At 67.8% G+C, this 24641-nt stretch carries 26 protein-coding genes; 12 read left to right on the forward strand and 14 right to left on the reverse strand.

The genetic code is table 11. The features are described 5' to 3' along the window. Positions 1–36: 36 nt before the first annotated feature. Genes purL through AC4ELH_RS31180 form a run of 3 tightly spaced genes read left to right on the forward strand, consistent with a single transcriptional unit; the run spans position 37 to position 4681 of the window. The gene (gene purL, locus AC4ELH_RS31170; protein WP_498889501.1) at positions 37–2307 is read left to right on the forward strand and encodes a phosphoribosylformylglycinamidine synthase subunit PurL; all 2271 of its coding nucleotides are present in this window, start codon (positions 37–39) and stop codon (positions 2305–2307) included. Beyond that, a complete protein-coding gene (locus AC4ELH_RS31175; protein WP_498888624.1) occupies positions 2304–4031 on the forward strand; it encodes an alpha/beta hydrolase in 1728 nt (575 codons plus the stop codon). The genes purL and AC4ELH_RS31175 overlap by 4 nt, the downstream gene beginning before the upstream one ends. After that, positions 4031–4681, forward strand: coding sequence for an Rv0804 family intramembrane glutamic endopeptidase (locus AC4ELH_RS31180; RefSeq protein WP_498888626.1), 651 nt, complete (start codon positions 4031–4033; stop codon positions 4679–4681). Before AC4ELH_RS31175 ends, AC4ELH_RS31180 begins: the two co-directional genes overlap by 1 nt. Here the strand turns inward: AC4ELH_RS31180 and AC4ELH_RS31185 are convergent. Beyond that, positions 4602–5867 carry a hypothetical protein gene (locus AC4ELH_RS31185; RefSeq protein ID WP_498888628.1) on the reverse strand — a complete coding sequence of 422 codons (1266 nt, stop codon included), beginning with the start codon at positions 5865–5867 and terminating at the stop codon, positions 4602–4604. The two genes, AC4ELH_RS31180 and AC4ELH_RS31185, sit on opposite strands and share 80 nt — an antisense overlap. 62 nt (positions 5868–5929) lie before the next feature. Continuing rightward, entirely contained in the window at positions 5930–7135 is a 1206-nt protein-coding gene (locus AC4ELH_RS31190) for an MCE family protein (protein ID WP_498888630.1), read from the reverse strand. 18 nt (positions 7136–7153) lie between these two features. Here AC4ELH_RS31190 and AC4ELH_RS31195 point away from each other — a divergent pair, with 18 nt between their 5' ends. Next, positions 7154–7540 (forward strand): sterol carrier family protein, encoded by a 387-nt coding sequence (locus tag AC4ELH_RS31195; protein WP_064884766.1) that lies wholly within the window; start codon positions 7154–7156, stop codon positions 7538–7540. On the opposite strand, the gene AC4ELH_RS31200 is transcribed toward AC4ELH_RS31195, so the two are convergent. Then, entirely contained in the window at positions 7541–8893 is a 1353-nt protein-coding gene (locus AC4ELH_RS31200) for a DoxX family protein (protein WP_498889503.1), read from the reverse strand. A gap of 211 nt (positions 8894–9104) precedes the next feature. Between AC4ELH_RS31200 and purF the strand changes: the two genes are divergently transcribed. Both purF and purM read left to right on the forward strand, forming a co-directional pair. Next, a complete protein-coding gene (purF, locus tag AC4ELH_RS31205; protein ID WP_448447494.1) occupies positions 9105–10649 on the forward strand; it encodes an amidophosphoribosyltransferase in 1545 nt (514 codons plus the stop codon). A 104-nt stretch (positions 10650–10753) separates the two neighbouring features. Further along, complete coding sequence (gene purM, locus AC4ELH_RS31210; RefSeq protein WP_064884772.1) at positions 10754–11845, forward strand: phosphoribosylformylglycinamidine cyclo-ligase; 1092 nt, start codon at positions 10754–10756, stop codon at positions 11843–11845. 82 nt (positions 11846–11927) lie between these two features. On the opposite strand, the gene AC4ELH_RS31215 is transcribed toward purM, so the two are convergent. Together AC4ELH_RS31215 and ygfZ are read right to left on the reverse strand one after the other, a co-directional pair. Then, on the reverse strand, positions 11928–12101 hold the full coding sequence (locus AC4ELH_RS31215) for a DUF3073 domain-containing protein (protein WP_082449106.1): 174 nt from the start codon (positions 12099–12101) through the stop codon (positions 11928–11930). A gap of 263 nt (positions 12102–12364) precedes the next feature. Beyond that, positions 12365–13459 (reverse strand): CAF17-like 4Fe-4S cluster assembly/insertion protein YgfZ, encoded by a 1095-nt coding sequence (gene ygfZ, locus AC4ELH_RS31220; protein WP_498888633.1) that lies wholly within the window; start codon positions 13457–13459, stop codon positions 12365–12367. A 66-nt stretch (positions 13460–13525) separates the two neighbouring features. Between ygfZ and AC4ELH_RS31225 the strand changes: the two genes are divergently transcribed. After that, positions 13526–14404 carry an aminodeoxychorismate lyase gene (locus tag AC4ELH_RS31225; protein WP_064958893.1) on the forward strand — a complete coding sequence of 293 codons (879 nt, stop codon included), beginning with the start codon at positions 13526–13528 and terminating at the stop codon, positions 14402–14404. 248 nt (positions 14405–14652) lie between these two features. Here the strand turns inward: AC4ELH_RS31225 and AC4ELH_RS31230 are convergent, their stop codons facing one another. The 9 genes from AC4ELH_RS31230 to lmeA form a co-directional block, all read right to left on the reverse strand. After that, on the reverse strand, positions 14653–15114 hold the full coding sequence (locus tag AC4ELH_RS31230; protein WP_498888635.1) for a hypothetical protein: 462 nt from the start codon (positions 15112–15114) through the stop codon (positions 14653–14655). Positions 15115–15196: 82 nt separating this feature from the next. Then, the gene (locus tag AC4ELH_RS31235) at positions 15197–15445 is read right to left on the reverse strand and encodes a hypothetical protein (RefSeq protein WP_055117705.1); all 249 of its coding nucleotides are present in this window, start codon (positions 15443–15445) and stop codon (positions 15197–15199) included. Then, on the reverse strand, positions 15445–16128 hold the full coding sequence (locus tag AC4ELH_RS31240; RefSeq protein ID WP_088304623.1) for a heme-binding beta-barrel domain-containing protein: 684 nt from the start codon (positions 16126–16128) through the stop codon (positions 15445–15447). Before AC4ELH_RS31240 ends, AC4ELH_RS31235 begins: the two co-directional genes overlap by 1 nt. A gap of 263 nt (positions 16129–16391) precedes the next feature. After that, positions 16392–16694 (reverse strand): DUF1416 domain-containing protein, encoded by a 303-nt coding sequence (locus tag AC4ELH_RS31245; protein ID WP_003884652.1) that lies wholly within the window; start codon positions 16692–16694, stop codon positions 16392–16394. 1 nt (position 16695) lies between these two features. After that, positions 16696–17532, reverse strand: coding sequence for a sulfurtransferase (locus AC4ELH_RS31250; RefSeq protein WP_498888639.1), 837 nt, complete (start codon positions 17530–17532; stop codon positions 16696–16698). Between the two features lie 48 nt (positions 17533–17580). After that, the gene (locus AC4ELH_RS31255) at positions 17581–18063 is read right to left on the reverse strand and encodes a DUF4395 domain-containing protein (RefSeq protein WP_064884786.1); all 483 of its coding nucleotides are present in this window, start codon (positions 18061–18063) and stop codon (positions 17581–17583) included. 91 nt (positions 18064–18154) lie between these two features. Then, a complete protein-coding gene (locus AC4ELH_RS31260) occupies positions 18155–18244 on the reverse strand; it encodes an Ms5788A family Cys-rich leader peptide (RefSeq protein WP_350222965.1) in 90 nt (29 codons plus the stop codon). 29 nt (positions 18245–18273) lie between these two features. Further along, entirely contained in the window at positions 18274–18696 is a 423-nt protein-coding gene (locus AC4ELH_RS31265) for a thioredoxin family protein (RefSeq protein WP_064958897.1), read from the reverse strand. After that, a complete protein-coding gene (gene lmeA / locus AC4ELH_RS31270) occupies positions 18693–19508 on the reverse strand; it encodes a mannan chain length control protein LmeA (RefSeq protein ID WP_064884790.1) in 816 nt (271 codons plus the stop codon). The genes AC4ELH_RS31265 and lmeA overlap by 4 nt, the downstream gene beginning before the upstream one ends. Positions 19509–19669: 161 nt before the next feature. Here lmeA and AC4ELH_RS31275 point away from each other — a divergent pair, with 161 nt between their 5' ends. The 5 genes from AC4ELH_RS31275 (at position 19670) to pstA (ending at position 24633) form a co-directional block, all read left to right on the forward strand. Next, positions 19670–20473, forward strand: a complete 804-nt coding sequence (locus AC4ELH_RS31275) for a winged helix-turn-helix transcriptional regulator (RefSeq protein WP_498889505.1) — start codon at positions 19670–19672, stop codon at positions 20471–20473. Further along, the gene (gene mshD / locus AC4ELH_RS31280; RefSeq protein WP_064884794.1) at positions 20470–21363 is read left to right on the forward strand and encodes a mycothiol synthase; all 894 of its coding nucleotides are present in this window, start codon (positions 20470–20472) and stop codon (positions 21361–21363) included. Before AC4ELH_RS31275 ends, mshD begins: the two co-directional genes overlap by 4 nt. Positions 21364–21484: 121 nt before the next feature. Then, positions 21485–22612 carry a phosphate ABC transporter substrate-binding protein PstS gene (pstS, locus tag AC4ELH_RS31285; protein WP_448447481.1) on the forward strand — a complete coding sequence of 376 codons (1128 nt, stop codon included), beginning with the start codon at positions 21485–21487 and terminating at the stop codon, positions 22610–22612. Positions 22613–22666: 54 nt separating this feature from the next. Then, positions 22667–23722 carry a phosphate ABC transporter permease subunit PstC gene (gene pstC / locus AC4ELH_RS31290; RefSeq protein WP_064884798.1) on the forward strand — a complete coding sequence of 352 codons (1056 nt, stop codon included), beginning with the start codon at positions 22667–22669 and terminating at the stop codon, positions 23720–23722. Then, a complete protein-coding gene (pstA, locus tag AC4ELH_RS31295; RefSeq protein ID WP_064884800.1) occupies positions 23719–24633 on the forward strand; it encodes a phosphate ABC transporter permease PstA in 915 nt (304 codons plus the stop codon). Before pstC ends, pstA begins: the two co-directional genes overlap by 4 nt. The last annotated feature ends 8 nt before the right edge of the window (positions 24634–24641 follow it).

The raw sequence follows: 24641 nt of genomic DNA on the forward strand, positions 1-24641 counted from the left end.
AGACTCTTGGGCGTGACGTCTGAGCTCACCCACGCTATCGACACGGTGCAGCGGGCAGCCGCCACCCCTGATCAGCCCCAGCCGTACCGCGAACTCGGCCTCAAGGACGACGAGTACGAGCGAATCCGCGAGATCCTGGGTCGCCGCCCCACTGATGCCGAGCTGGCCATGTACTCGGTGATGTGGAGCGAACACTGCTCCTACAAGTCCTCCAAGGTGCACCTCCGCTACTTCGGCGAGACCACCACCGACGAGATGCGCGCCGGCATGCTGGCCGGGATCGGCGAGAACGCCGGCGTCGTCGACATCGGCGGCGGCTGGGCGGTCACCTTCAAGGTCGAATCGCACAACCACCCGTCCTACGTCGAGCCCTACCAGGGCGCGGCGACCGGCGTCGGCGGCATCGTCCGAGACATCATGGCGATGGGCGCCCGGCCGGTGGCAATCATGGATCAGCTGCGCTTCGGCGCGGCCGACGCACCCGACACCCGCCGCGTGCTCGACGGCGTGGTCCGCGGGGTCGGCGGCTACGGCAACTCGCTGGGCCTGCCGAACATCGGCGGCGAGACGATCTTCGACCCCTCCTACGCGGGCAATCCGCTGGTCAACGCGCTGTGCGTCGGTGCGCTGCGCAAGGAAGACCTACACCTGGCGTTCGCCTCGGGTACCGGCAACAAAATCATCCTGTTCGGTGCGCGCACCGGCCTGGACGGCATCGGCGGTGTCTCGGTGCTGGCGTCGGACACCTTCTCGGGTGACGAATCCGGCGCGGGCCGCAAGAAGCTGCCGAGCGTGCAGGTGGGCGACCCGTTCACCGAGAAGGTACTCATCGAGTGTTGCCTTGAGCTGTACTCGGCCGGCCTGGTGGTCGGCATCCAGGACCTCGGCGGAGCCGGATTGTCCTGTGCCACATCCGAACTCGCTTCTGCCGGCGATGGCGGCATGCGCATCGAGCTGGACCAGGTGCCGCTGCGGGCCAAGGACATGACCCCAGCCGAGGTGCTGTCCAGCGAGTCGCAGGAACGCATGTGTGCGGTGGTGACGCCGGAGAACGTCGAGGCGTTCATGGCCGTCTGCCGCAAATGGGACGTGCTGGCCACGGTGATCGGAGAGGTCACCGACGGGGACCGGCTGGAGATCACCTGGCACGGTGACACCGTGGTGGACGTCCCGCCTCGCACCGTGGCCCACGAAGGCCCGGTCTACCAGCGGCCGGTGGCGCGCCCCGACACCCAGGACGCCCTCGTCGCAAACACCTCGGCCAACCTGTCGCGGCCCAAGACCGGCGACGAGCTCAAGGCCACCCTGCTGGCACTGATCGGCAGTCCGCACCTGTGCAGCCGGGCGTTCATCACCGAGCAGTACGACCGCTACGTCCGCGGCAACACCGTGCTGGCCGAGCATGCCGACGGTGGCGTGCTGCGCATCGACGAGACCACCGGCCGCGGCATCGCGGTCTCCACCGACGCGTCGGGCCGCTACACCCAGCTCGATCCGTACACCGGCGCGCAGCTGGCGCTGGCCGAGGCCTACCGCAACGTCGCGGTCACCGGGGCCACCCCGGTCGCGGTGACCAACTGCCTCAACTTCGGGTCCCCCGAGGACCCTGGGGTGATGTGGCAGTTCAGCCAGGCCGTCCGGGGGCTGGCCGATGGCTGCGCGGCCCTTGGCATTCCGGTCACCGGCGGCAACGTCAGCTTCTACAACCAGACCGGCTCGACCGCGATCCTGCCGACCCCGGTGGTCGGCGTGCTCGGCGTGATCGACGACGTGAAGCGACGCATCCCCACCGGCCTGGGTACCGAACCGGGTGAGACGCTGCTGCTGCTCGGAGACACCCACGACGAGTTCGACGGGTCGGTCTGGGCGCAGGTCACCGCCGACCATCTGGGCGGGGTCCCGCCGAAGGTGGACCTGGCCCGCGAGAAGCTGCTCGCCGAGGTGCTGACCGCGGCCTCGCGCGACGGACTGATCTCGGCCGCCCACGATCTGTCCGAGGGCGGGCTGATCCAGGCCGTGGTCGAGGCTGCGCTGGCCGGTGAAACCGGTTGCCGGGTAATCCTTCCGGAAGGCGCCGATCCGTTTGTCACCCTGTTCTCCGAGTCCGCCGGCCGGGTCCTGGTGGCCGTGCCCCGCACCGAGGAGAGCCGGTTCCGGTCGATGTGTGAGGCCAGGGACCTGCCGGTGACCCGGGTCGGCGTGGTGGACCAGGGAAGCGATTCGATCGAGGTCCAAGGGCAGTTCAGCATTACGCTCGCGGAGCTACGGAGCACGTCGGAGGGCGTGCTGCCCGGGCTGTTCGGGTGACGGGGAAAACCCTCGACGAACGTCATCCCCTGCTGCGCTGGGCCTGGAGCCTGGTGCGACTGGACTTCACCGGCATCGCCGTCGGAGCCCTGTTCTTCTGTCTCTCACTGACCCCGTCCCTGCTGCCGCGCGACTGGCTGTTCGCCGGTTTGATCGGCGGCATCAACGCAGCGATCGGCTACGGCATCGGGGTCTTGCTGGGAAAAGCGCTGTACCGCTTCGTGTTACGGCGCAGGACGTGGTGGCCCCCGGGTAAGCGGGTGCTGCTGGGCCTCAAGGTGGTTGTCGTCGCCGGGGCGATCACGGCATCGATCCTGATGCTGATTCCCGCCGCGGCCTGGCAACGGCAGGTCTCGGCGCTGATGGGCATGGAAGGTCCGGCCACGGCGGGCTATCTGCGGACCCTGATCATCGCGGTCGCGGTGGCGGCAGGTTTGATCGCCACGGCGCGGATGCTGCGCGACTTCGTGCGACTGCTGGCCAAGGTGTTCATCCGGCGCTGGCATCTGCACCGGGAGGTTGCCCAGTTCATCGGTACCGCAATCGTGGTGGTGCTGGTGGTCACGTTGGTCAACGGTGTGCTCTACCGCGGATTCCTGGCCGGGGCCAGCCGGGTGTTCCAGCCGCAGAACTCCACCACCCGTGAAGGCGTCAGCCAACCTTCCGAACCCGAAAGGTCGGGCAGCCCAGCGTCATTCGCAGCCTGGGATTCTCTGGGATTCCAGGGCCGCAACTTCGTCGCGACCGGCCCGCGCGCGGCCGAGCTCGAAAAACTCAACGGCGCGCCCGCCCGCGAACCCATCCGGGTGTACGCCGGCCTGCATACCGCGGACTCCGACGATCAGCGGATCGCGGTGTTGCTCAGCGAACTTGAGCGCACCCACGCGTTCGACCGCAAGCTGCTGGTGATCGTCCCGACCACCGGCACCGGCTGGGTCAACCCGACGGCCGCCCGTGCGCTGGAGCTGATGTACAACGGGGACACCGCGATGGTCGGCATGCAGTATTCCTATCTGCCGAGCTGGATCTCGTTCATGGGCGACCGCGAGAAGTCGATGAACAACGGCAGATTGATGATCGACGCGATCCACGCCCGTTGGGAACAACTGCCCCCCGACCACCGTCCCAAGCTGGTGCTCTACGGGGAAAGTCTGGGATCCATGGCCGGGCAGGGCGCATTCAGCTGGCTGCCCGACATCTCCAGGATGGGCTTCTCCTCGGTGCTGTGGGTCGGCCCGCCCAACGCGAGCCCGCTGTGGCGTGGCCTGACCGTGCGCCGTGACCCGGGCACCCCGCAGGTGCGTCCCCGCTACGACAACGGCCGCACCGTCCGGTTCTCCGAGGCCGCCGACGCCGCCGAGATCGCTGCCGACGCCGCCGAACCGTGGGAGGGGACCAGGGTCCTGTTCCTGCAACACCCCTCCGACCCGATCATCTGGTGGTCGACGGATCTGCTGTTCTCCGAACCGGATTGGCTCGTCGAACCGCCAGGGACGGACCGCACCGCCTCGATGCGCTGGTACCCGATCATCACGTTCTGGCAGGTGGCCGCGGACATCACCAACGCCTCCAGCGTGCCCAACGGACACGGGCACAACTACGGCGAATCGGTACTCGACGGCTGGGCTGCGGTGGCCGCACCGGACGGCTGGACGCACGACGACACCGAACGCATCCGGCTGGCACTGGAGAAGACCGAAGCCGACAACGGGCCCGAATACTGATGGCAGCGAACCGTGTTCGCGCCGTGACGCTGGCGGCCGGCCTGGTGGCGTGGAACGGTCTGGTCGATCCGAGGCTGCCGGCCCGGTGGCAACCGCTGGTGCGCGCGGTCCTCGGCAGTGCGTTGATGTTCGGAACCGGGGCCCGGCCGGGGTTACGGCCACCGGCGTTGTGGTCGGGTGTGCGCCTGGGCGCGGCGGCCGCGACCGCGGTGAGCGCCGGTGTGGCCGCGACCTCGGCGGTGCCGATCGTCCGCACCGGCATGCGCGAAAAGACCCTGCCTGCAGCGCCCGGCAGCTGGTTGCTGCTGCGGATCCCGCTCGGGACCGTCTGGCCGGAGGAGGCCGCCTTCCGCGCCGCACTCGGCAAGGTCGCTGCCGAAGCGTTCGGCCCAGCCGGCGGTCAGGTGCTGCAGGCGACCGCGTTCGGGCTGTCCCATATCGCCGACGCGCGCGCCGCAGCCCAGCCCGTGATTCCGACCGTGCTGGTCACCGGGCTGGCCGGATGGGTGTTCGGCCGGCTGGCGCAGCGGTCGGCGAGCCTGGCCGCGCCGATGCTGGCACACCTGGCGATCAATGAGGCGAGCGCGCTGGCTGTACTGGCCTTCCGAGCCGTGCCAACAGGGCTGCCACCGCGAGGATCGCGGCCGTGACGATCAGGGGCCACAAAGTGGGTATCGAGAAATCGGTGACCCGCAGCGGGATCAACACCACACAGACCGCCACCACGGCCAGGATCAACCGCGGCGCCTGCTGTGCCGCAGCCGAACCAGCTACACGCGAATTGGCCTCGGCGACAAGCACATAGACGGCCACCAGGAGCAGCGCGGGGACCACCACCGGCAGCCTGCCGACGTAATCCTGGAACCGGGAGAAGGTCACGGCCAGAACGCACATCACCGCGGGCACCAGGAGCGCCACCTCCGGGCCGGACCCGAACAGCCGTCCCGCGACCCGGGTGGCCGCCCACATCAGGGCCAGCAACGCAGCCGAGCCCAGGCACAATGCCCCGGTGGTGAACCAGTAGAAACCGGCATCGGCGAAGAACTGGGAGATGATCAGTGAGAGATTCACGGCGGTGCTGTGGAACCCGCCGGTCGCGCCGATGTTGGCGGCCGCCAGTAGGACCACTGCGCCCAGCGCCGTAACGCCCACCGCGGTGCCCACCGGCCGCGCCACCGACTCCAGACGACCGCTCACCACGGTCGCCGCCTCGAAACCGACCAGGCCGAGGCCGAGCGGGATGGCCGCCGCAGTTGCCAGCAGGACCGAATCGACGTGGGAGCTCCCCATCATCATCGGCGGTGTACCCGCCGCCACCCGGGCCATGATCGCCAGCGCCAGGTAGACGAAGATCAGCAGGCCCACGCCGGCCAGGGCGGCAGCCGTCGCACCCACCGCCCGGGTGGGCAGGTAGGCCACCACCGCACCCGCGATCACCACCACGGCCACCGACCAGCCGGGCCACCACCAGCCGGCCAGCGCGGTCTCCAGGTCCGGTGCGCCGGTCAGCGGCTGCAGTGCGAGAGTCAGGGCGGCGCCCACACCCAGAAGCGCATACGCGGCCAGTTGGACGAGGCTGGTGAACCGCCCAGCCGCCGGACCCACGGTGGCCGCGACCAGATCACCCGTCGACACCGCCTGCGGCGCGTACCGGTGCAGGCGGGCGAACGCGACGACCAATACCGCCGCGATCGCCGCGGCGCACAGGCCGGCGACCCCGTTGAAGATCGCAGCGCCGATCGGTGCGAGGGACAGTCCGACGGCACGCCACGCGGGCAGAGCGGGCGGCCAGGTCGCGGGCGGTTCGGGGCTCGCCGGTACTGCGCGTTTAGGCATCCGCACTGCCGTTCACAAAATCCCCTCTCACCCGAATCCCCTGGATCAAGATCGTAAGGCCGTCACGGATTGATCGTGGGCTCACCGATCTGACGGCCCCAGACGTAGTCGACAAAGATCGGTGAGCCCAGCTCGACATGGTTGTACGGCGCAATCGACAAACCGGTGTCCATCACCAGATACGGCGCAGGCCACAGGTCGGCCGTGATCGGCTTCCAACAGCCCGGCTTGCCCTCGGGCCCGCCCTTGGCGTTCACCCGCGGCAGATTGTCCGGATACACGTAGGTGTTGCCGACGCCGATGCTCGACAAGGTTCCCGTGCTCTCGAAGGAGTATCCGTTGTCGCCGCCGAACGTCGCATAGAAGGCGGGCGCCACGTCGTGGTAGTTGCGGATGGTGCAGAACAGTTGCCCCTGGTACTTGTCGAACAGCTTCGACGTCGGGATCAGGTCCTGCGCGCCGCGTTGCAGATACGGACCGCCGCGCTCGAGGATGTCCGAACCGGTTCCGGCGAAGCCAATCGCCGCGACCAGCGCGGCATCGAGGTTGCCGCGCTGGGAGTTGAAGGTGGCAGCGCTACGCGCCGCGTCGCCCAGGCCGTCGAACAGATCGGGACCGGCCGCCGCATAGCGTTCGCCGAGATCGGCCAGTGCGGTGATGTCGTGGCGCAGCGCGGGCATGCGCGGGTTCAGATCGTCGAGGATGGTGTTGCCGTCGGCCAGAGACTGGCCGAAGGCGCTGCCCAGCCCACTCAACGCCTGGGCCGTGGCAGACAAGGTCTGGTTCAGTTTGATCGGGTCGACCTGTTCGGTGATCGCGGTGATCGTCTCGAACAACGTGTTGAACTCGGTGGTGACCGCCGTGACGTCGAGTGGGGTCGAGATCGAAACCCGTTGCGGGCTGGGATGTTCCGGAGAGGTGAAGGCCACGTATTTGTTGCCGAACACCGTGGTCGCCTGGATCGAGGTCTGTACGTTGGCCGGGAGTAGGTCCAGGTATTTCGGGTTGATGTCGAGATGCACCAGAGCCCGGACCGGGTCGGAGTCGGCGTCCACCGAGCCCACCCGCCCGATCGGAACACCGTTGAAGGTCACCTTCGAACCCGGATCGAGCACCAGGCCCGCGCGTGAGGCCAGCAGTGTCAGTGGGGCCCTGGGCTCGAAGACGCCCCGGAACTGCGCCACGATCAACCCCAGTAGCAGCGCGATGATCACCAGAAACACGGCACCGGCCAAGCGGTACGGCGGATTTCGGTGATCGGCAGACATTTTGCGAGACTCTATGGCATGGCCGCGCGAGGCAATGTCGATCCGCAAAAGACCAGGGCGGCGGTCGCCGCCGTGGCCGACTGGCTGCGCGCACCCACTCACCCGGAGCCCGCCCGCACCGAACTGGCCGAGGCGGTCAGGTTGACCGCTCGCACCCTGGCCGCGATGGCGCCGGGTGCCAGCGTCGAGGTCCGGGTACCGCCCTTCGTGGCGGTGCAGTGCATCGAAGGGCCGCGGCACACCCGCGGCAATCCGCCCAACGTCGTGGAAACCGACCCGCGGACCTGGCTGCTGCTGGCCACCGGACTGCTCGATCTCGATGCAGCCGGATCCGCCGTGCAGATGTCAGGTTCGCGGGCCGGTGAAGTGGCCCGATGGTTGCCCGTGGTGCCGCTGGGGGCCTGATCACCGGAAGTAGGGATACTCCTGCACCCAGTGAAAGCCCCGATTACGCAGCGTGAACTCGTCGAGATCCATGCGATCCAGCCATATCGTGACGTTGCGACCGGACAACGTGCCGGTCAGCTGCAGCTGGTCCGGAGTCGGACAGGATGCGGTGAGTGTGGCCAGGGGCGTGCCGTCCGGTCCCGACACGGTGAGGTTGTGCCCGTCGACCTTGACCGGTGCGTCCACCAATTCGCCGCTCATGCGCTGATAGGTCACGACCTCGGGCAGGTCGAAAACGACTCGCTGCCAACGGTACTGGTCGGTGGTCAGCGGCGGTGCCGTCCTGTCGTCGACGTCGAACCGGCTCACCGTCCAGATCCCGTACAACTCGGGTTTGGCGCGCCCGCCGCCGTACTCGCTCCAGCTCTGCCATCCGGTCAGGACACAGCCGGCCACCATCCAGATGCCGAGTACGGCCTGGACCCGTGTCGCGATGGTGTTGGCCCTGGCACCGGCGAACAGTTCGGGTTGCACGGCCGGTTCCGTGTTGCGCTGCAGCACCAGGAAGTCGGCCAGCCGCCGGTACTGCGGCGCCAGCAGCACCAGGCCCATCAACATGAGATGCCCGGACAGGATCTTGACCGGCACGTCGAACGTCATGTTCAGCAGGAACACCTGGACCATGCTGGCCAGGGCGAGCAGCGCACCCAGCGTCGCGGTTCGGGGCACGAACAGCAGCAAGCCGGCGAGAACCTCGACCGCACCCAGTGCCATCTCGTACGGATAGGAGCTGCCCACCTGCAGCCACAGCACCGAGGCCGGGCTGAACTCGCCGTACGGGCGTAGCAACGCCGCCAACGGTGGAGCCGGCATCTGCGTCGGGATGAGCTTGGCGAATCCGTAGAACAACATCTGCCCGGCCACGCACAACCGCACAAACGTCAGGAACCACACCCACAACCTCGAGTAGTCCTGCCGCTGCCGGTCCACCCATGACCACACCGCGGTGCCGACCACCGAGAAGACGAGCAGGCAGAAGATCATCACCCAGATCGCGGCCTGGTCCCCGCTGCCCGAGTCCTGATGCAGCACCGCCTCGACGCCGAACACATGACGGCCGACCCAGGTCACTACCGGGCCCAGGACGGTCATCTGCCACATCACCGCCCGGTCCGGCAGCCAGTGGCCCACGATCCCAAGGAAGGCGAAGGTGATCTGCGCGAACAACAAACAGAACAGGCCGAAGTAAAGGAAGCAGAACCGGAATGCGATCTTCGTCACCTCCGGCCAGGGTTGCGGCTGAGCCGGGTCGTCGGAATCGAGGGGATCGGTTGCCGGCTTGTCGGAGAGTTGACGCGTCACGAAATCCATCCTTGCGGTTGGCATGTAGTGGGTCGATGGGGTTAACCCGACGGTTCCGGCTACGGCTGATCACACCCTGGCGAACGGGTGGGGGAATGGCGAAGGTGGCGCCGGTTGTTGCAAAAGCCGGTGCCAGACCGGCCATTCGATTCTTTTGTTGGCCCGCCTGGACCGTAGACTCGGTTATGTCACCAACCGCCGCCCCGGGAGCAGCCCTATCGTGACTGGTCAGCAACTCGACGAAAACGAACCGCGCGAAGAGTGCGGTGTATTCGGAGTCTGGGCTCCCGGCGAGGACGTCGCCAAGCTCACCTACTACGGCTTGTACGCGCTGCAGCACCGTGGCCAGGAAGCTGCGGGCATCGCGGTGTCCGACGGCTCACAGATCCTGGTGTTCAAAGATCTCGGGCTGGTCAGCCAGGTGTTCGACGAGCAGACCCTGGCCGCGATGCCGGGCCACGTCGCCGTCGGGCACTGCCGGTACTCCACCACCGGCTCCACCACGTGGGAGAACGCCCAGCCGGTGTTCCGCAACACGGCCGCCGGAACCGGCGTCGCACTCGGCCACAACGGCAACCTGGTCAACACCGCCGAACTGGCCACAAGGGCCCGCGCCGCCGGACTGATCGACATGACGATCCGGGGGAGCGCCACCGCTCCAGCGACAACGGACTCCGACATCCTGGGTGCGCTGCTGGCCCACGGCGCCGCCGATGCGACCCTGGAGCAGGCCGCCCTCGAGCTGCTGCCCACGGTGCGCGGCGCCTTCTGCCTGACCTTCATGGACGAGAACACCCTCTACGCCGCCCGCGACCCGCACGGTGTGCGGCCGCTGGCGCTGGGCCGGCTCGACCGGGGTTGGGTCGTGGCCTCCGAGACCGCCGCCCTCGACATCGTCGGCGCCTCCTTCGTCCGCGACATCGAACCCGGTGAACTGCTGGCCATCGACGCCGACGGGGTGCGCTCCACCCGGTTCGCCAACCCTGAACCCAAGGGCTGCGTCTTCGAGTACGTCTACCTGGCCCGCCCCGACAGCACCCTGGTGGGCCGCTCGGTCCACGCCACGCGCGTCGACATCGGCCGGCGGCTGGCCCGCGAGCACCCGATCGATGCCGACCTGGTGATCGGCGTCCCGGAGTCGGGAACGCCCGCGGCGGTCGGGTACGCACAGGAATCTGGCATCCCGTTCGGGCAGGGCCTGATGAAGAACGCCTACGTGGGGCGCACGTTCATCCAGCCCTCACAGACCATCCGGCAGCTGGGTATCCGGCTCAAGCTCAACCCGCTGCGGGAGGTGATCCGCGGTAAGCGGCTCATCGTCGTCGACGATTCCATCGTGCGCGGCAACACCCAGCGCGCACTGGTTCGCATGCTGCGGGAGGCCGGCGCGCTGGAGGTTCACGTCCGGATCGCGTCGCCCCCGGTGCGATGGCCCTGCTTCTACGGCATCGACTTCGCCACCCCGGCCGAGCTGATCGCCAACGCGGCGTCGGCCGAACACGAGGGCGAGATGCTGGAGGCCGTGCGGCACGCCATCGGCGCCGACAGCCTGGGCTACATCTCCCAGCAGGGCATGATCGCGGCCACCGAACAGCCCGCCACCCGGTTGTGTTCGGCGTGTTTCGACGGGAACTATCCGATCGAGCTGCCCGGCGAGACAGCACTGGGCAAGAACGTCGTCGAGCACATGCTGGCCACCGCAGCCCGCACCGGCGTCCCGCTGCAGCCCGACAACGACAACGCTTCGGCACTCAGACGTCCCTGACGTCTCCGGCATCGTGGCGTCCCTGACGGCGCCACCTCCTTGAGGGGTCCTTAACGCCTCCTGCGCTGTACCCCCGCAACGGCGGGGCGGTAGCCTTGCTTGCGATGACTAAGGGCGCCGAACAGCACGGCATCGCCGAACACAGCAACATTTCCTACGCTTCGGCCGGAGTGGACATCGAAGCCGGTGACCGCGCCGTCGAACTCTTCAAACCCCTCGCCGCGAAGGCGACCCGTCCGGAGGTCAGGGGTGGCCTGGGCGGCTTTGCCGGGTTGTTCGCCCTGCGGGGCGGATACCGCGAGCCGGTGCTGGCTGCCTCGACCGACGGGGTGGGCACCAAGCTCGCCGTCGCGCAGGCCATGGACAAGCACGACACCGTCGGGCTGGACCTGGTCGCCATGGTGGTCGACGACCTCGTGGTGTGCGGCGCCGAGCCGTTGTTCCTCCAGGACTACATCGCCGTCGGTCGCACCGTGCCGGAGCGCGTCAGCGCGATCGTGTCCGGTATCGCCGAAGGCTGTGTCCAGGCCGGCTGCGCCCTGCTGGGCGGTGAGACAGCCGAACATCCCGGCCTGATGGAACCCGACCACTACGACATCTCCGCGACGGGCGTCGGCGTCGTCGAGGCCGACAACGTGCTCGGGCCCGACCGTGTCCGCCCTGGCGACGTGATCATCGCCATGCGCTCCAGCGGACTGCACTCCAACGGCTACTCCCTGGCCCGCAAGGTGCTGCTCGAGATCGACCGGATGAACCTTGCCGGCCACGTCGAGGAGTTCGGTCGCACGCTCGGAGAGGAGCTGCTGGAGCCGACGCGCATCTACGCCAAGGACTGTCTGGCGCTGGCCGCCGAGACCCAGGTGCGCACGTTCTGCCACGTCACCGGTGGCGGCCTGGCGGGCAACCTGGAGCGCGTGGTGCCGCACGGGCTGACCGCGGAACTGGATCGCGGCACATGGACGCCGGCCCCGGTGTTCCAGATGATCGCCCAGCGCGGACGCATCGAGCGTGCCGAGATGGAGAAGACGTTCAACATGGGTGTCGGGATGGTCGCGGTCGTGGCCCCTGAGGACACCGATCGCGCGCTGGCCATTCTGACCGCACGTCACCTGGACTGCTGGACGCTGGGAACCGTGAAGAAGGGCGGCAAGGACAGTGTGCGCGCCCAACTGGTTGGACAGCATCCGCGGTTCTAGGCATTAGACAAGGTCGCGCTGATAAGCGACATGCGCTGTCAGCGCGACCTGTGTCTAGGTTCTACAACGGAGTGTCGACGGCTCAGCGCCGCCAGTCATCCTCGCCCGACCAGTCTTCGGCGTCGTCATTGGCGTCACCGGAATCGGGAGATCCCGACAGCTCACGTTGGAGCTGACTGAAGTCGGTATTCGGCGAGCTGTACTTCAGGTCACGTGCAACCTTGGTCTGCTTTGCCTTCGCCCGGCCGCGGCCCATGGGGGACCCCCTCGCGCAATAACGGAGCGGCCCAATAGCTAGGCGGCTCCGATCTGTGTGTCTTTATTGTCCTGCCAACACTTTACCGTGCCCGTCCGAGAAGTGCTGTCAGGCCCTGCCTCACATCGAGTGGCCGGGGCCCGGCTGCCCTGCGTCGTTGCACGGTTGGGCGACCGTCACCAGGTTCGCCGAAGGGGCGATGAGACGGTCGTCACGTCGTCGTTGACCGGGTGAGTTTACGTGCTGGTGAGCAGTTTCACGGCTTAACGGCCTCGGAGTCGGTCGACTGCCGCGCGGCCGGCTCCGGCGGTGGCGTCGGCCTCCGGCATCGAATCGGGGTCGATCACGGCCGGTGCCTGGGCCTGCTCCCCGACGACCAGCTCGATATCGACCGGTATTCCCCGCTTGACCAGGGCCAATGCGATCGGGCCCTCGTCGGCGTGCTCGACGACCGTGCCGACGCGACCGACGTTGCGGCCGCCCGCGGTCACCGCATCGCCGGTGACCGGGCGGTCCGTGGAACCGTCGAGTTGCAGGATCACCAGCATCCGGGGCGGTTTGCCCAGGTTGTGCACGCGGGCGACGGTCTCCTGACCGCGGTAGCAGCCCTTGTCCAGGTGCACGGCCCCGACGCCGGGCCCGCCGATCCAACCGACCTCGTGGGGGATGGTCCGCTCGTCGGTGTCGACGCCCAGCCGCGGCCGTGCGGCCGCCACCCGGTGCGCCTCATAGGCCCACACCCCGGCCGGTCGGACCCCGGCATCAGCGAGCCGCCGCGTGTAGTCCGCGATCGACTCGCGTGGCACCACCAGGTCCAGTTCGATGCCGGGTGCGGGCAACCGGCGCAGGAAACCGCCGCCGGGCAGTGCCACCGCGGTCGACTCCTGCAGCAGCTCCTCGACACCCACGGCCTTGAGCACCTTCTCGTCGGCCAACCCGGGCCCCAGCAGTGACAACACCGCCAGGTCGGCCGGCTCGATCTGCACGTCGGCCCAGAACACCATCTTGCGCAGGTAGGCCAGCAGCGGCTCGCCCCGCCACGGCTCGGTGTCCACATAGGTGGTCCCCGCGAGCTCGGTCTGGATCCAGTGATCTTCGACACGGCCCTGCAGGTCCAGGCTCAGGTTCTCGGTGACCGCACCGTCCGGCAATGCGCTGACGTGCTGGCTGGAGATGCTGTGCAGCCACGTCTGCCGGTCCTTGCCGGTCAGTGTGAGGACCGCCCGGTGCGAGCGATCCACCAGGACCGCGGCGCTTGCCGCTGCGCGCTGTTCACCGAGCGGATCACCGTAATGCCAGACGGCGCCGGCGTCGGGACCTGCCTCGGGCGCCGGAACCGCTGACGGTAGTGCAGTCATAGCCCAACTGTACGTTTGTCGCTCTTCGCCCAAGCTGCTCGCACGCGCAAACTACGCTGGGGCCCCATGGCGAGCCCACCAGCCGTGCTGGTCACCCTTGACGGGCAGATCCACGACCCCAACGCCCCGCTGCTGTACGCCGACGACCTGGCCGCGGTGCGCGGCGACGGGGTCTTCGAGACGCTGCTGGTGCGTGACGGCAGGCCCTGCCTCCTTGAGCCGCACCTGGCCCGCCTGGCCCAATCCGCCAAGATGTTGGATCTGCCCGTGCCGGACCTGGATGCCTGGCGGGCGGCGGTGGCGCTGGGGACCGAGTGCTGGATCGCCGACCACGACGACGACGGCGTGCTGCGCCTGGTGTACAGCCGAGGGCGCGAAAGCGGTGGCCCCGCGACTGCGTTCGTCACCATCGGCGCCCTGGCCGACCGGGTGGCCGGCGTGCGGCGCGACGGCTTGGCGGCGATCACCCTGGACCGAGGGTTGCCGCTGGGTGCCGGCGACATGCCATGGCTGGCCGCGGGTGCCAAGACCCTGTCCTACGCGGTGAACATGGCCGCGCTGCGGCACGCCGAACGCCAGGGCGCCGGCGACGTGATCTTCGTGAGCTCCGACGGCTACCTGCTGGAAGGGCCGCGGTCGACCGTTGTCATCGCGACCGAGGAGAACGATGGTCAGCCTCTGCTGCTCACCCCGCCGCCCTGGTATCCGATCCTGCGTGGCACCACCCAGCAGGCACTGTTCGAGGTAGCCCGCAACAAGGGTTACGACTGCGACTTCCGTTCCCTCAAGCCTGCGGATCTGCTTACCGCACAAGGGGTTTGGCTGATTTCCAGCATCACCCTGGCAGCTCGGGTGCACACCTTGGACGGCCGACGGCTGCCCGATGCGCCACTGGCCGCCGACATCTCCGGCCTGGTGGACGCGGCGATCCTCAGTGACCGCTGAGCCGCGCGTAAATCGCTTGTCGGCGTGAGCGGACGGGGGTAGCTTCGTGATCACACAGGGAAGGAGGTGGTCCGAGAAATTGAGTGACTTATGGACATGTGAGGTGGCTGCCCGCTAGCAGCGCCGGGGATACTGCCTGCGCGCGCTGGCGAATTCCCCCGCAGCCACCCGGCCCCCGAGCCCCTCGGTCTGTCCAACCAGGTACCAAGGCTCGGGGGCCGCCCCATATCTGGGGTCGGCTGAAACCGTTACTGCGGTGGCGGGTGTGGTGCCAGTGACTGGCAGGACTGCATCGCGTCCTCCCACTGCGCCTGATCGACTCCGGGTGGTGCCGGCGGCGTCGCACCCGCACCGGGCGGTGGGCTGTCTGACCCACCCGGAGGCGGACCGTCCGGGTGGTGACCGGGTCCGCCGGGATGCTCAGGTCCGCCGGGATGCTCAGGTCCGCCGGGTGCACCGGGTGTGCCCTCGGGAGGCGCGGGAATCCCGTGCTCCTGCATGCACTGTCCGAAGGCATCCGGGGTGACCGGTGCCGACGGCTGCCCCGACGATGACATGGGTGCCTGCGTTGACGACTGCGCGGCCTGCGTCGGGGAATCCGTCGACTCGCCGGAGGCGCACGCGGCCGCCGAACCGATCACCGCGAGCGCGGCCAGGCCCGAAAATGCGGTTCGCACAAAGGTTTTTCTCGTCACGGCGCTCTGTCTCATGCGATGACCGTATGAGACCCCGCTGAGCGCGGATTAATCGCCGGCTATGTGTCCGCTGTGCGGCGGGCAGTTACCGCGAGAACTAGCTCGGGCCGGGAGCCAGCGTGGAACACGCCTTGACGGCCTGCTGCCAGGTCTGTTGGTCGACACCGGCCGGTGGCCCGGCGACCGGGCCGGGCGCGACGGGCACGCCGTGTTCGGACAGGCAGTGCGCGTAGTTGCCGTGCTCGGCAGGCGGCTCGGTGGGAGCCGGTTGCGGCCCCTCCGACGAACACGCTCCGAGAATCGCTGCCGCGGCAAGCAGACCTGCCGCGATGATCGGCCGGCGCATCAGCCGACGTACCGGGACAGTCGGGCCGACAGGTGCGGCACCAGGCCGCCGTCGGCGTCTACACGTTCCTCCACGTAGCCCAAATCTCCGCCTTCGACGATGCCGTACAACCGTTTGGCGCCCCCCACCAGCAACCCGGACTTGCTGCGGGCCAGTGCATCGGTGACCAGCTCCCAGGACGCCTGGGTCAGGGGTTTGCCGTAGAAAAGCTCGACATAGCCGGCCGAATGGGCCAGCAGCAGTTCGATGGCCTGCGACTCGTCCCGGCCGGCGGGATCCTCGGGATCGGTCACGAATCGCCAATAGCCGGTCTCACGCAGGCCGGGGGAGTCGTATTCGCCCGATTCGTTCAGTCGCCACGACCGGGAGTCCCAGTTCAGGTAGTCGCCGCCGTCATGGGAAACAATGATCTGCTGGCCGAAACGGTAGTCGCCATGGGTGTCGCGGCCTTCGCCTTCCCCGCGCCAGACGCCGACCAACGGCAACAGTGCCAGCAGCGCATCGTTGAGTTCGACGCCGTCGCGCAGATTGGCGGTATCGGCGGGAACCGGGAGGTCATCGAAGACCGGAATGTTACGGGAGGCCGTGGCCTTGGCCCGTTCAGCGGCGGCCGCTATGGCTCGGTCACCTGAGCCTCGCTCAGGGACGGAGGCCTCGGCTGGAATGTCTCGGTCGGAGGTCACGACTCGTCGGTGACGAGGCGGTACAGCGCGTACAACGCGAACCACGTGATCACCACGACGGCCGCGACGAGCATTATCTCGAAGAAGAGCACCACGGGAGTGAGTCTAGTTCCTTGTCGAAGGTGTCGGCGCCCCGGGTCGGGACGCCCCTATACACGCCGAACGTGAGCTTGTGTGTCAGATTCGTGCGAATCCTCGTACACAAGCTCACGTTCGACTGGAGGAAGGACTAGGCCGAGCTGGATGGCCTAGCTCCTTCGTCGCTAGGCAACCTTGACGTCGACCTCGTGGATGCCGGCGCCGGTCGGGGCCACGCTGGCGTCGCCGTTGCCCGCGGGGGACAGGGCGCGCAGCGTCCAGGTACCGGGAGCGGCGAAGAACCGGAAATCACCGGTTGCCGAGGCCACGACCTCAGCGGTGAACTCGTCGCTGGAGTCCAGCAGACGCACGAAGGCACCACCGACCGCCTGGCCGGAGCCGTCCACCACGCGACCGGTGATGACGGTTTCCTTCTCCAGGTCGACGCCGGCGGGCAGCGTCAGTCCTTGCTTAGGTGCAGAGCACATATCAACTTCCCAACTCGATCGGGGCGCCCACCAGGGAGCCGTATTCCGTCCAACTGCCGTCGTAGTTCTTGACGTTCTGGTGTCCCAGCAGCTCCTGCAGCACGAACCAGGTGTGCGAGGAACGCTCACCGATCCGGCAGTAGGCGATGGTTTCCTTGTCTCCGTCGAGGCCCGCCGCGGCGTACAGCTGTGCCAGGTCCTCGTCGGACTTGAAGGTGCCGTCCTCGTTGGCTGCCTTGCTCCACGGAACGTTGATGGCGCCGGGGATATGCCCGGGGCGCTGGCTCTGCTCCTGCGGCAGGTGTGCCGGGGCCAGGATCTTGCCGGAGAACTCGTCGGGGGAGCGCACGTCGACCAGGTTCTTCTCGCCGATTGCGGCGATGACCTCGTCGCGGAAGGCGCGGATGTTGTTGTCGGGTGCCTTGGCCGAGTAGGACGTCGCCGGGCGGCTGACGGCATCGGTGACAAGCGGGCGGCCGTCGAGCTGCCAGCGCTTGCGGCCGCCGTCGAGCAGCTTCACGTCGTTGTGGCCGTACAGCTTGAAGTACCAGTAGGCGTAGGCCGCGAACCAGTTGTTGTTGCCGCCGTACAGGACCACCGTGTCGTCGTTGCCGATGCCCTTGTCGGACAACAGCTTCGAGAACTGCTGCTGGTCGACGAAGTCACGCTTGACGGCGTCCTGCAGGTCGTCCTTCCAGTCCAGCTTGACGGCGCCGGGGATGTGGCCCTCGTCGTCGTAGGCGCTGGTGTTCTCGTCGACCTCGACGAACACCACGCCGGCGGTATTGAGATTGTTCCCGGCCCATTCGGTCGAGACCAGGACGTCGGAACGTGCCATGTAACGAATTCCTTTCGGTTGCTTGCTATTTGATATGTCTGGTGGGTGTCATGCGGGATTGGGGACGCGGCGCAGCCGAGCCACCAGGGGATAGATCTGGCAACCCAGGCAGATGCCGAAGGCGGCGTTGAGGAAGGCCGCCACCAACGCGAACGCGGTGGCGGTAAGGCCGAGCGCAGTGATGCCGAAGGCGAACCCCACGGTCCCGGCGACGGCGAAAACGAACCCGACCAACTGGGCGAACTTCAGTGGCGCAACCGGCTCACGTTCGGTGACCGGTGCCAGGCGCGGCGCGACGAACGTGGCGAACAGCCGGCCGTAGGGGTGCTTGCGCGGGCCACCGGCCGCGCCGATCGCGAACACCACTGCCTGTGCGCCCAGCAGCACCGCGGCCGCGGGCTCACTCACTCCGGCGACCAGCAGCGTGCCGATCAGGACCGCGGTGGTGACCCAGGCCGCGAACCGCGGCCCCCGCACGTCCACCTGAGCAGGCTGAACACCGGTGATGGGGCGGGTGGATGTCGAAGACATGTGAAAGAACTCCTGTTGTTGTCGAAGGCCCGGTTGTGTGCAGGCTCAGGGCTCAAGGCCCGAGCGGGCGCGCGAAAGCGCGCGGCTGCGCTCAACAGCAACAACAACAGCAGCAACCCGCGACGCGGCACAGATCGACTGCGCGGCGCTTGGTGAGCACAAGCTCAAGGCGGGCTGACACGACCGACAGCTTACCCAATAACCGCCGGGTCAGGCCAACAGTGGCTCCAGCGCCGAGCGCAGGTCAGCGGCCTTGGGGACCCCGCTGGTGCGGTATCGGGGCCGCCCGTCCCGGTCGAAGATGATGGTCGTGGGCAAGGACAGGACCGAAAGCCGCCTGGCGGCTTCGGGATTGGTGTCCATGTCGATTTCGACGTGAGCAACCTCGGGCAGCTCGGCGCACACCTGGTCGACGACGCGTCGTACCCCGGCGCAGGGCCCGCACCATTCCGCTGTGAAGTGCAGCACCGTCGGGCCGGTGTCGGACAAGCCCAGGTCGCTGGTGTCTACGTCGGCGGCTTCCTTGCCCGCCCTGATCAGGCCGGCGCGCAGCGTGATGAGGCGACCGATCACATAAGCCACCCCGAGCGCGGCGATCAGCACCACGATCGCCAGCACCAACGAAGAGCTCATGACTGTCTGAACCCCGCCAGGTCGATGGTTACTCCCGACGCGATGCCCTCGATGATCACGTCGGATCCCCGGGCGCCCGCAGTGGTCGGGGCGATCCCGAACGGCAGCTTCTGCCCGGTGATGGTGTGGCTGAACTCGGCCAGCACCGCCGCGGTCTTCTCGTCGGGTACCGGTTCGTCGGCGGTTCCCGGGCCGGTCAGGATCCCGGTCGCGGTCAGCACCAACGTGGTGTCGTCCCGGTCGGCGAAGGACAGGTCCACCGAGACGCTGACCCGTTTGTCGAGACCCGAGCCCTTGGGGGTCCCGGTGAACACCAGCCCCTGACTGCTGGAGATGCCGGACTCGGTGGTGCCCCCGGTGGCGTCGTTGGTCTCCCGCGACGGAGCCTCCACCAGCAGATCGTCGATGCCCATGAACCGGCCGATGTGTGTGGAGTCGATGATGATGCGGCTCTCGGCCTTGTTGACGGGCAGTTTCGCGTCCGGCGGGATCAGCCACGACGAGCCGCTGATATCGATGCCGTGCAGGGTGGCCTCGAGCGAGGCTTTGCCGACCACCGGGTGGTCGACGCCGGCGGCACGGATCTCGATCTCTCTGTAACGGTCGTTGCGGACCTGGGTGAGGAACGGGAAACCGAGGATGGCGACCCATGGATCCCAGCTGAGGTCGGCCGCGCTGCGAACGTTGCGGGCCAGTCGGTACTCGGCGTAGATCGCCGAACCGAAATCCGTGCCGACGACGCCGACGACAAGCGCGGTCACGGTCGCGGTGAGCCCGATCAGCAGTTTGCGCACCGGCACATTGTCGCCCACGGCTGTCTGGTCTAAGCGCTTGGCGCGGCTGATCAGCAGGTGAGGCGTTATCGTTAGATCGCAAAAGGCCGGTAACGGCTACATGTCAGTCATGAATCCGACCGTGTGGACATCGGGGTCCGGGCGATCGTGGGAAGTGATTGCCGGCGCGCCGGAGGACCCTGTTGGATCTACTGCTACTGACCGTCGACCCGCATCCGGAGTCGGTGCTGCCCTCCCTGACGCTGCTGGCGCACACGGTGCGTACGGCACCGACCGAGGTGTCGTCGCTGCTGGAGGCAGGCAGTGCCGATGTGGCGATCGTCGACGCGCGGACCGATTTGGCGGCCGCTCGCGGTCTGTGCCGACTGCTGGGCACGACGGGCACCTCGGTCCCGGTCGTTGCCGTGATCAACGAGGGCGGGTTGGTCGCGGTGAACCACGAATGGGGCCTGGACGAGATCCTGCTGCCCAGCACCGGCCCGGCCGAGATCGACGCCCGGCTGCGGCTCCTGGTCGGCCGGCGTGGTGGGGGTGCCAGTCAGGAGAACGCCGGAAAGATCACCCTGGGTGAGCTCGCGATCGACGAGGGCACCTACACCGCCCGGCTGCGCGGACGTCCCCTCGATCTCACCTACAAGGAGTTCGAGCTGCTCAAGTACCTCGCGCAGCACGCCGGGCGGGTCTTCACCCGGGCGCAGCTGCTGCAGGAGGTGTGGGGCTACGACTTCTTCGGCGGCACCCGCACCGTGGACGTGCACGTCCGTCGTCTGCGCGCCAAGCTCGGTCCCGAGTACGAAGCGCTGATCGGCACCGTCCGCAACGTCGGGTACAAGGCGGTACGCCCGTCGCGCGGCCGCACCCCCGCAGGCGGGGCGGCCGGGACCGGAGAAGCGGCCCCTGACGAGGGCCACGGCGACGACGACTTCGAGCCGGCAAGCGACGATGCGGACGAGCCGCTCGCCGGGCGGCTACCCAGCCAGTGACCGAACTCGACTGGCGTACCGGGCTGTCAGACGCCGAACAGGCCGGGATCCGGGAACTCATCGGCGCAGCCACCGCGGTCGACGGCGTGGCCCCAGTCGGCGATCAGGTGTTGCGCGAGCTCGGCCTCGACCGGACCCGTCACCTGCTCGCGACCGACGGGACAAGACTCGTCGGGTACCTGAACCTGGCCCCAGCCGGCGCCGACGACCCGGCGATGGCCGAACTGGTGGTGCATCCGGACGCCCGACGGCGCGGTACCGGTGCGGCGCTGGCCCGTGCCGGGCTCGCCGAGGGTGGGGCCGGCACACGCATCTGGGCACACGGCAACCTCGAGGCGGCCCGCTCCCTGGCGGCCACACTCGACCTCAAGGTGGCGCGCGAGCTGCTGCAGATGCGTCGCCCGCTGAGCGACCTGCCGCCGCTGCGCACCGCCGAGGGCGTGCGGATCAGTACCTATGCCGGTCCCCAGGACGACGCCGAGATCCTGCGGGTCAACAATGCTGCCTTCGCCTGGCATCCCGAACAGGGCGGCTGGACCGAACAGGAGATCGCCGAACGGCGAAGCGAGCCGTGGTTCGACCCCGACGGTCTGTTCGAGGCGTTCGACGAGCGCACCGGCGCACTGCTGGGTTTCCACTGGACGAAAGTCCACGCCGGTGTGGGCGACGACGCGGGTCTCGGCGAGGTCTACATCGTCGGCGTCGACCCCGCCGCGCAGGGCAGAGGCCTGGGCTCGGTACTCACCCTGCTCGGCCTGCACCACCTCGCCGAGCGGTCCCTGCCGACGGTGCTGCTTTACGTCGAGGCAGATAACTCGGCGGCCGTGGCGACCTACCGAAACTTGGGTTTCGAGGTGTTCGGTGTCGACGCGGCGTATGCCGCCGGTTAACCCGTTTAGCTGTGAACACGCTGAACCTATTCACTGCTGATTCACCTGTTGTCCGCGAGCCGTCCACTGCGGCCGAATACGTTGCCGGAGAGTTCGAAGCCGTCAACTGAAAGTGGGACAAGTGAAGCTCATGAGCATTGGCAAGCCGTTCGGTGTCGCGCTTTCCGCGACGGCGATCGCGGCACTCACGCTGACCGCGTGTGGCAGCGACAACAACGCCGCGGGCACCAGCTCCCCGGCCGCGGGCACCGGCTCGGCGTCGTCGGCCGAGTGCGGCGGCAAGGCCGCGCTGACCGGCGAGGGCTCGACGGCGCAGCAGAACGCCATTGCTGAGTTCAACAAGGTCTGGGGCCAGGTCTGCTCCGGCAAGAACCTGTCCTACAACCCGACCGGTTCGGGCGCGGGCGTGGATCAGTTCATCGCCAAGCAGGTCGACTTCGCGGGGTCCGACTCGGCGCTCAAGGACGATCAGGTCGCCAAGGCCGCCGAGCGCTGTGGCGGCAACGAGGCATGGAACCTGCCGCTGGTGTTCGGCCCGGTCGCGCTGGCCTACAACGTCGAAGGCGTCGACAAGCTCGTGGTGAACCCCGACGTGCTCGCCAAGATCTTCCAGGGCCAGATCAAGAAGTGGAACGATCCGGCGGTGGCCGCGTTGAACGCCGGCACCACCCTGCCCGACCTGGACATCAAGCCGATCTACCGGTCGGATTCCTCGGGCACCACCGACAACTTCCAGAAGTACCTGGCCGCCGCCGCTCCGCAGACCTGGACCAAGGGCGCGGGCAAGGAGTTCCAGGGCGGTGCCGGCGAGGGCGCGCAGAAGTCCTCCGGCGTCGTGCAGGCCGTTCAGGCCACCCCCGGCTCGATCGGCTACGTCGAGAAGAGCCCGGCCGCCGCGGCCGGCCTGCCCTACGCCCAGATCGACAGTGGCGCCGGCGCGGTCCCGCTGGACGACCAGTCGACCACCAAGGCCGTCGGCGCCGCCACCTTCAAGGGTGAGGGCAAGGACCTGGTGCTGGATCTGAACGCGCTGTACGCCTCGAAGGAAGCCGGTGTCTACCCGCTGGTGCTGGCCACCTACGAGATCGTTTGCTCCAAGGGCTACGACGCCGAGACCGCAGCGGCCGTGAAGTCCTTCCTGACCGTGGCCGCCAACGAGGGCCAGGCCAGCCTGTCGCAGGCCGGATACATCGCGCTGCCCGACGAGTTCAAGCAGCGCCTGCTGACCTCGGTCGAGGCCATCGCCTAGTAGCCGGACTGGCTTTAGAGGACGGATTTGGGCGAGGATGGATTTACCGACCGCATGACGACCAGGGGCCCCGACGGGACGACAGTGACAACGCCGAATCCAGCTGATTCGGGGTCAGGGGAGACGCTCGCCTCCCCCCACCCCGAGCCGGCACCTATATCCACCAATCCGTCCAAGGGAGCCAAGGTTCGCCTTGGCGACCGAATTTTCCGTGGGCTCGCCGAAGGCTCAGGCGTCCTGATCGTCGCGCTGATCGCGGCAATCGGGGTGTTCCTGCTCTGGCGCGCAGTTCCGGCGCTGGCCCGTAACGAGGAGAACTTCTTCCTCTACGGCGGCAACTGGATCACCACCGACACCTCCGCGATGCACTTCGGCATCTTCGATCTGCTGCAGGTGACGGTGTTCGTCTCCCTGTTCGCCCTGGTGCTGGCGATGCCGGTGGCCCTGGGCATCGCGATCTACCTCACCCAGTACTCGTCGAGGCGACTGGCGGGTCCGCTGGGCTATCTGGTGGACCTGCTGGCCGCGGTGCCGTCGATCGTCTACGGCGTCTGGGGCCTGTACGTACTGGCGCCGGCGATCAAACCCTTTGCCGTGTGGCTCAATACGAACTTGGACTGGCTGTTTCTGTTCAAGACGGGCAACGCCTCGGTCGCCGGAGGTGGCACCATCTTCACCGCAGGCATCGTGCTTGCGGTGATGATCCTGCCGATCATCACCGCAGTGACCCGCGAGGTGTTCACCCAGACCCCGCGCGGCCAGATCGAAGCCGCGCTGGCGCTCGGCGCCACCCGCTGGGAAGTGGTGCGTACGACGGTGCTGCCTTTCGGCTTGTCCGGCTACATCAGTGGCGCGATGCTCGGTCTGGGCCGGGCGCTCGGTGAGACCATCGCACTGCTGATCATCCTGCGCGGCACCCAGACCGCGTTCAGCTGGTCGCTGTTCGACGGCGGCTACACCTTCGCCAGCAAGATCGCCGCCACCGCAAGCGAATTCAACGATCAGTACAAGGCAGGCGCCTACATTGCCGCCGGCCTGGTGCTGTTCATCCTCACCTTCGTGGTGAACTCGCTGGCTCGCGCCGCGGTCGCCGGAAAGGGGCGCTCATGACCTCCACGCTTGAGCGGCCGGTCAAGGCGCCTGCGTTCCAGGGCGTGAGTCTGCGCCGCAAGCTGACCAACCACCTCGCCACGGTGCTGGTGACCATGTCGTTGCTCGTCGCCCTGGTGCCGCTGGCCTGGGTGCTGTACTCGGTGATCGTCCGTGGCTGGAGCGCATTGACCTCAGCCACGTGGTTCACCAACTCCCAGGCCGGGATGACGACGTTCACCGCAGGCGGCGGTGCCTACCACGCGATCGTCGGCACCCTGCTGCAAGGCATCGTGTGTTCGCTGATCTCCATTCCGATCGGCGTGATGGTGGGTGTGTACCTGGTCGAGTACGGCGGAGGTACCCGCCTGGGCAAGGTCACCACGTTCATGGTGGACATCCTCACCGGTGTGCCCTCGATCGTCGCCGCACTGTTCATCTACGCATTGTGGGTGGCCACGCTCGGGTTCGGCCGGTCCGGCTTCGCGGTGTCACTGTCGTTGGTGCTGTTGATGATTCCGGTGATCGTGCGGGCCACCGAGGAGATGCTGCGCATCGTCCCGATGGATCTGCGCGAGGCGAGTTATGCGCTAGGCGTGCCGAAATGGAAGACGATCGTCCGCATCGTGATCCCGACGGCGCTGTCGGGCATCGTCACCGGGATCATGCTGGCGCTGGCCCGCGTGATGGGCGAGACCGCGCCGTTGCTGATCCTCGTCGGTTACGCCCAGGCGATGAACTTCGACATGTTCGGCGGCTTCATGGGATCGCTGCCGGGCATGATGTACGACCAGATCTCGGCGGGTGCCGGCGCCAATCCGGTGCCCACCGACCGCCTGTGGGGTGCGGCGCTGACGCTGATCCTGCTGATCGCGCTGCTCAACATCGGCGCTCGCACGGTTGCCAAACTCTTTTCCCCCAAGAAGGTGTAGGAACTATC

Source organism: Mycobacterium shunyiense, from assembly GCF_058270075.1.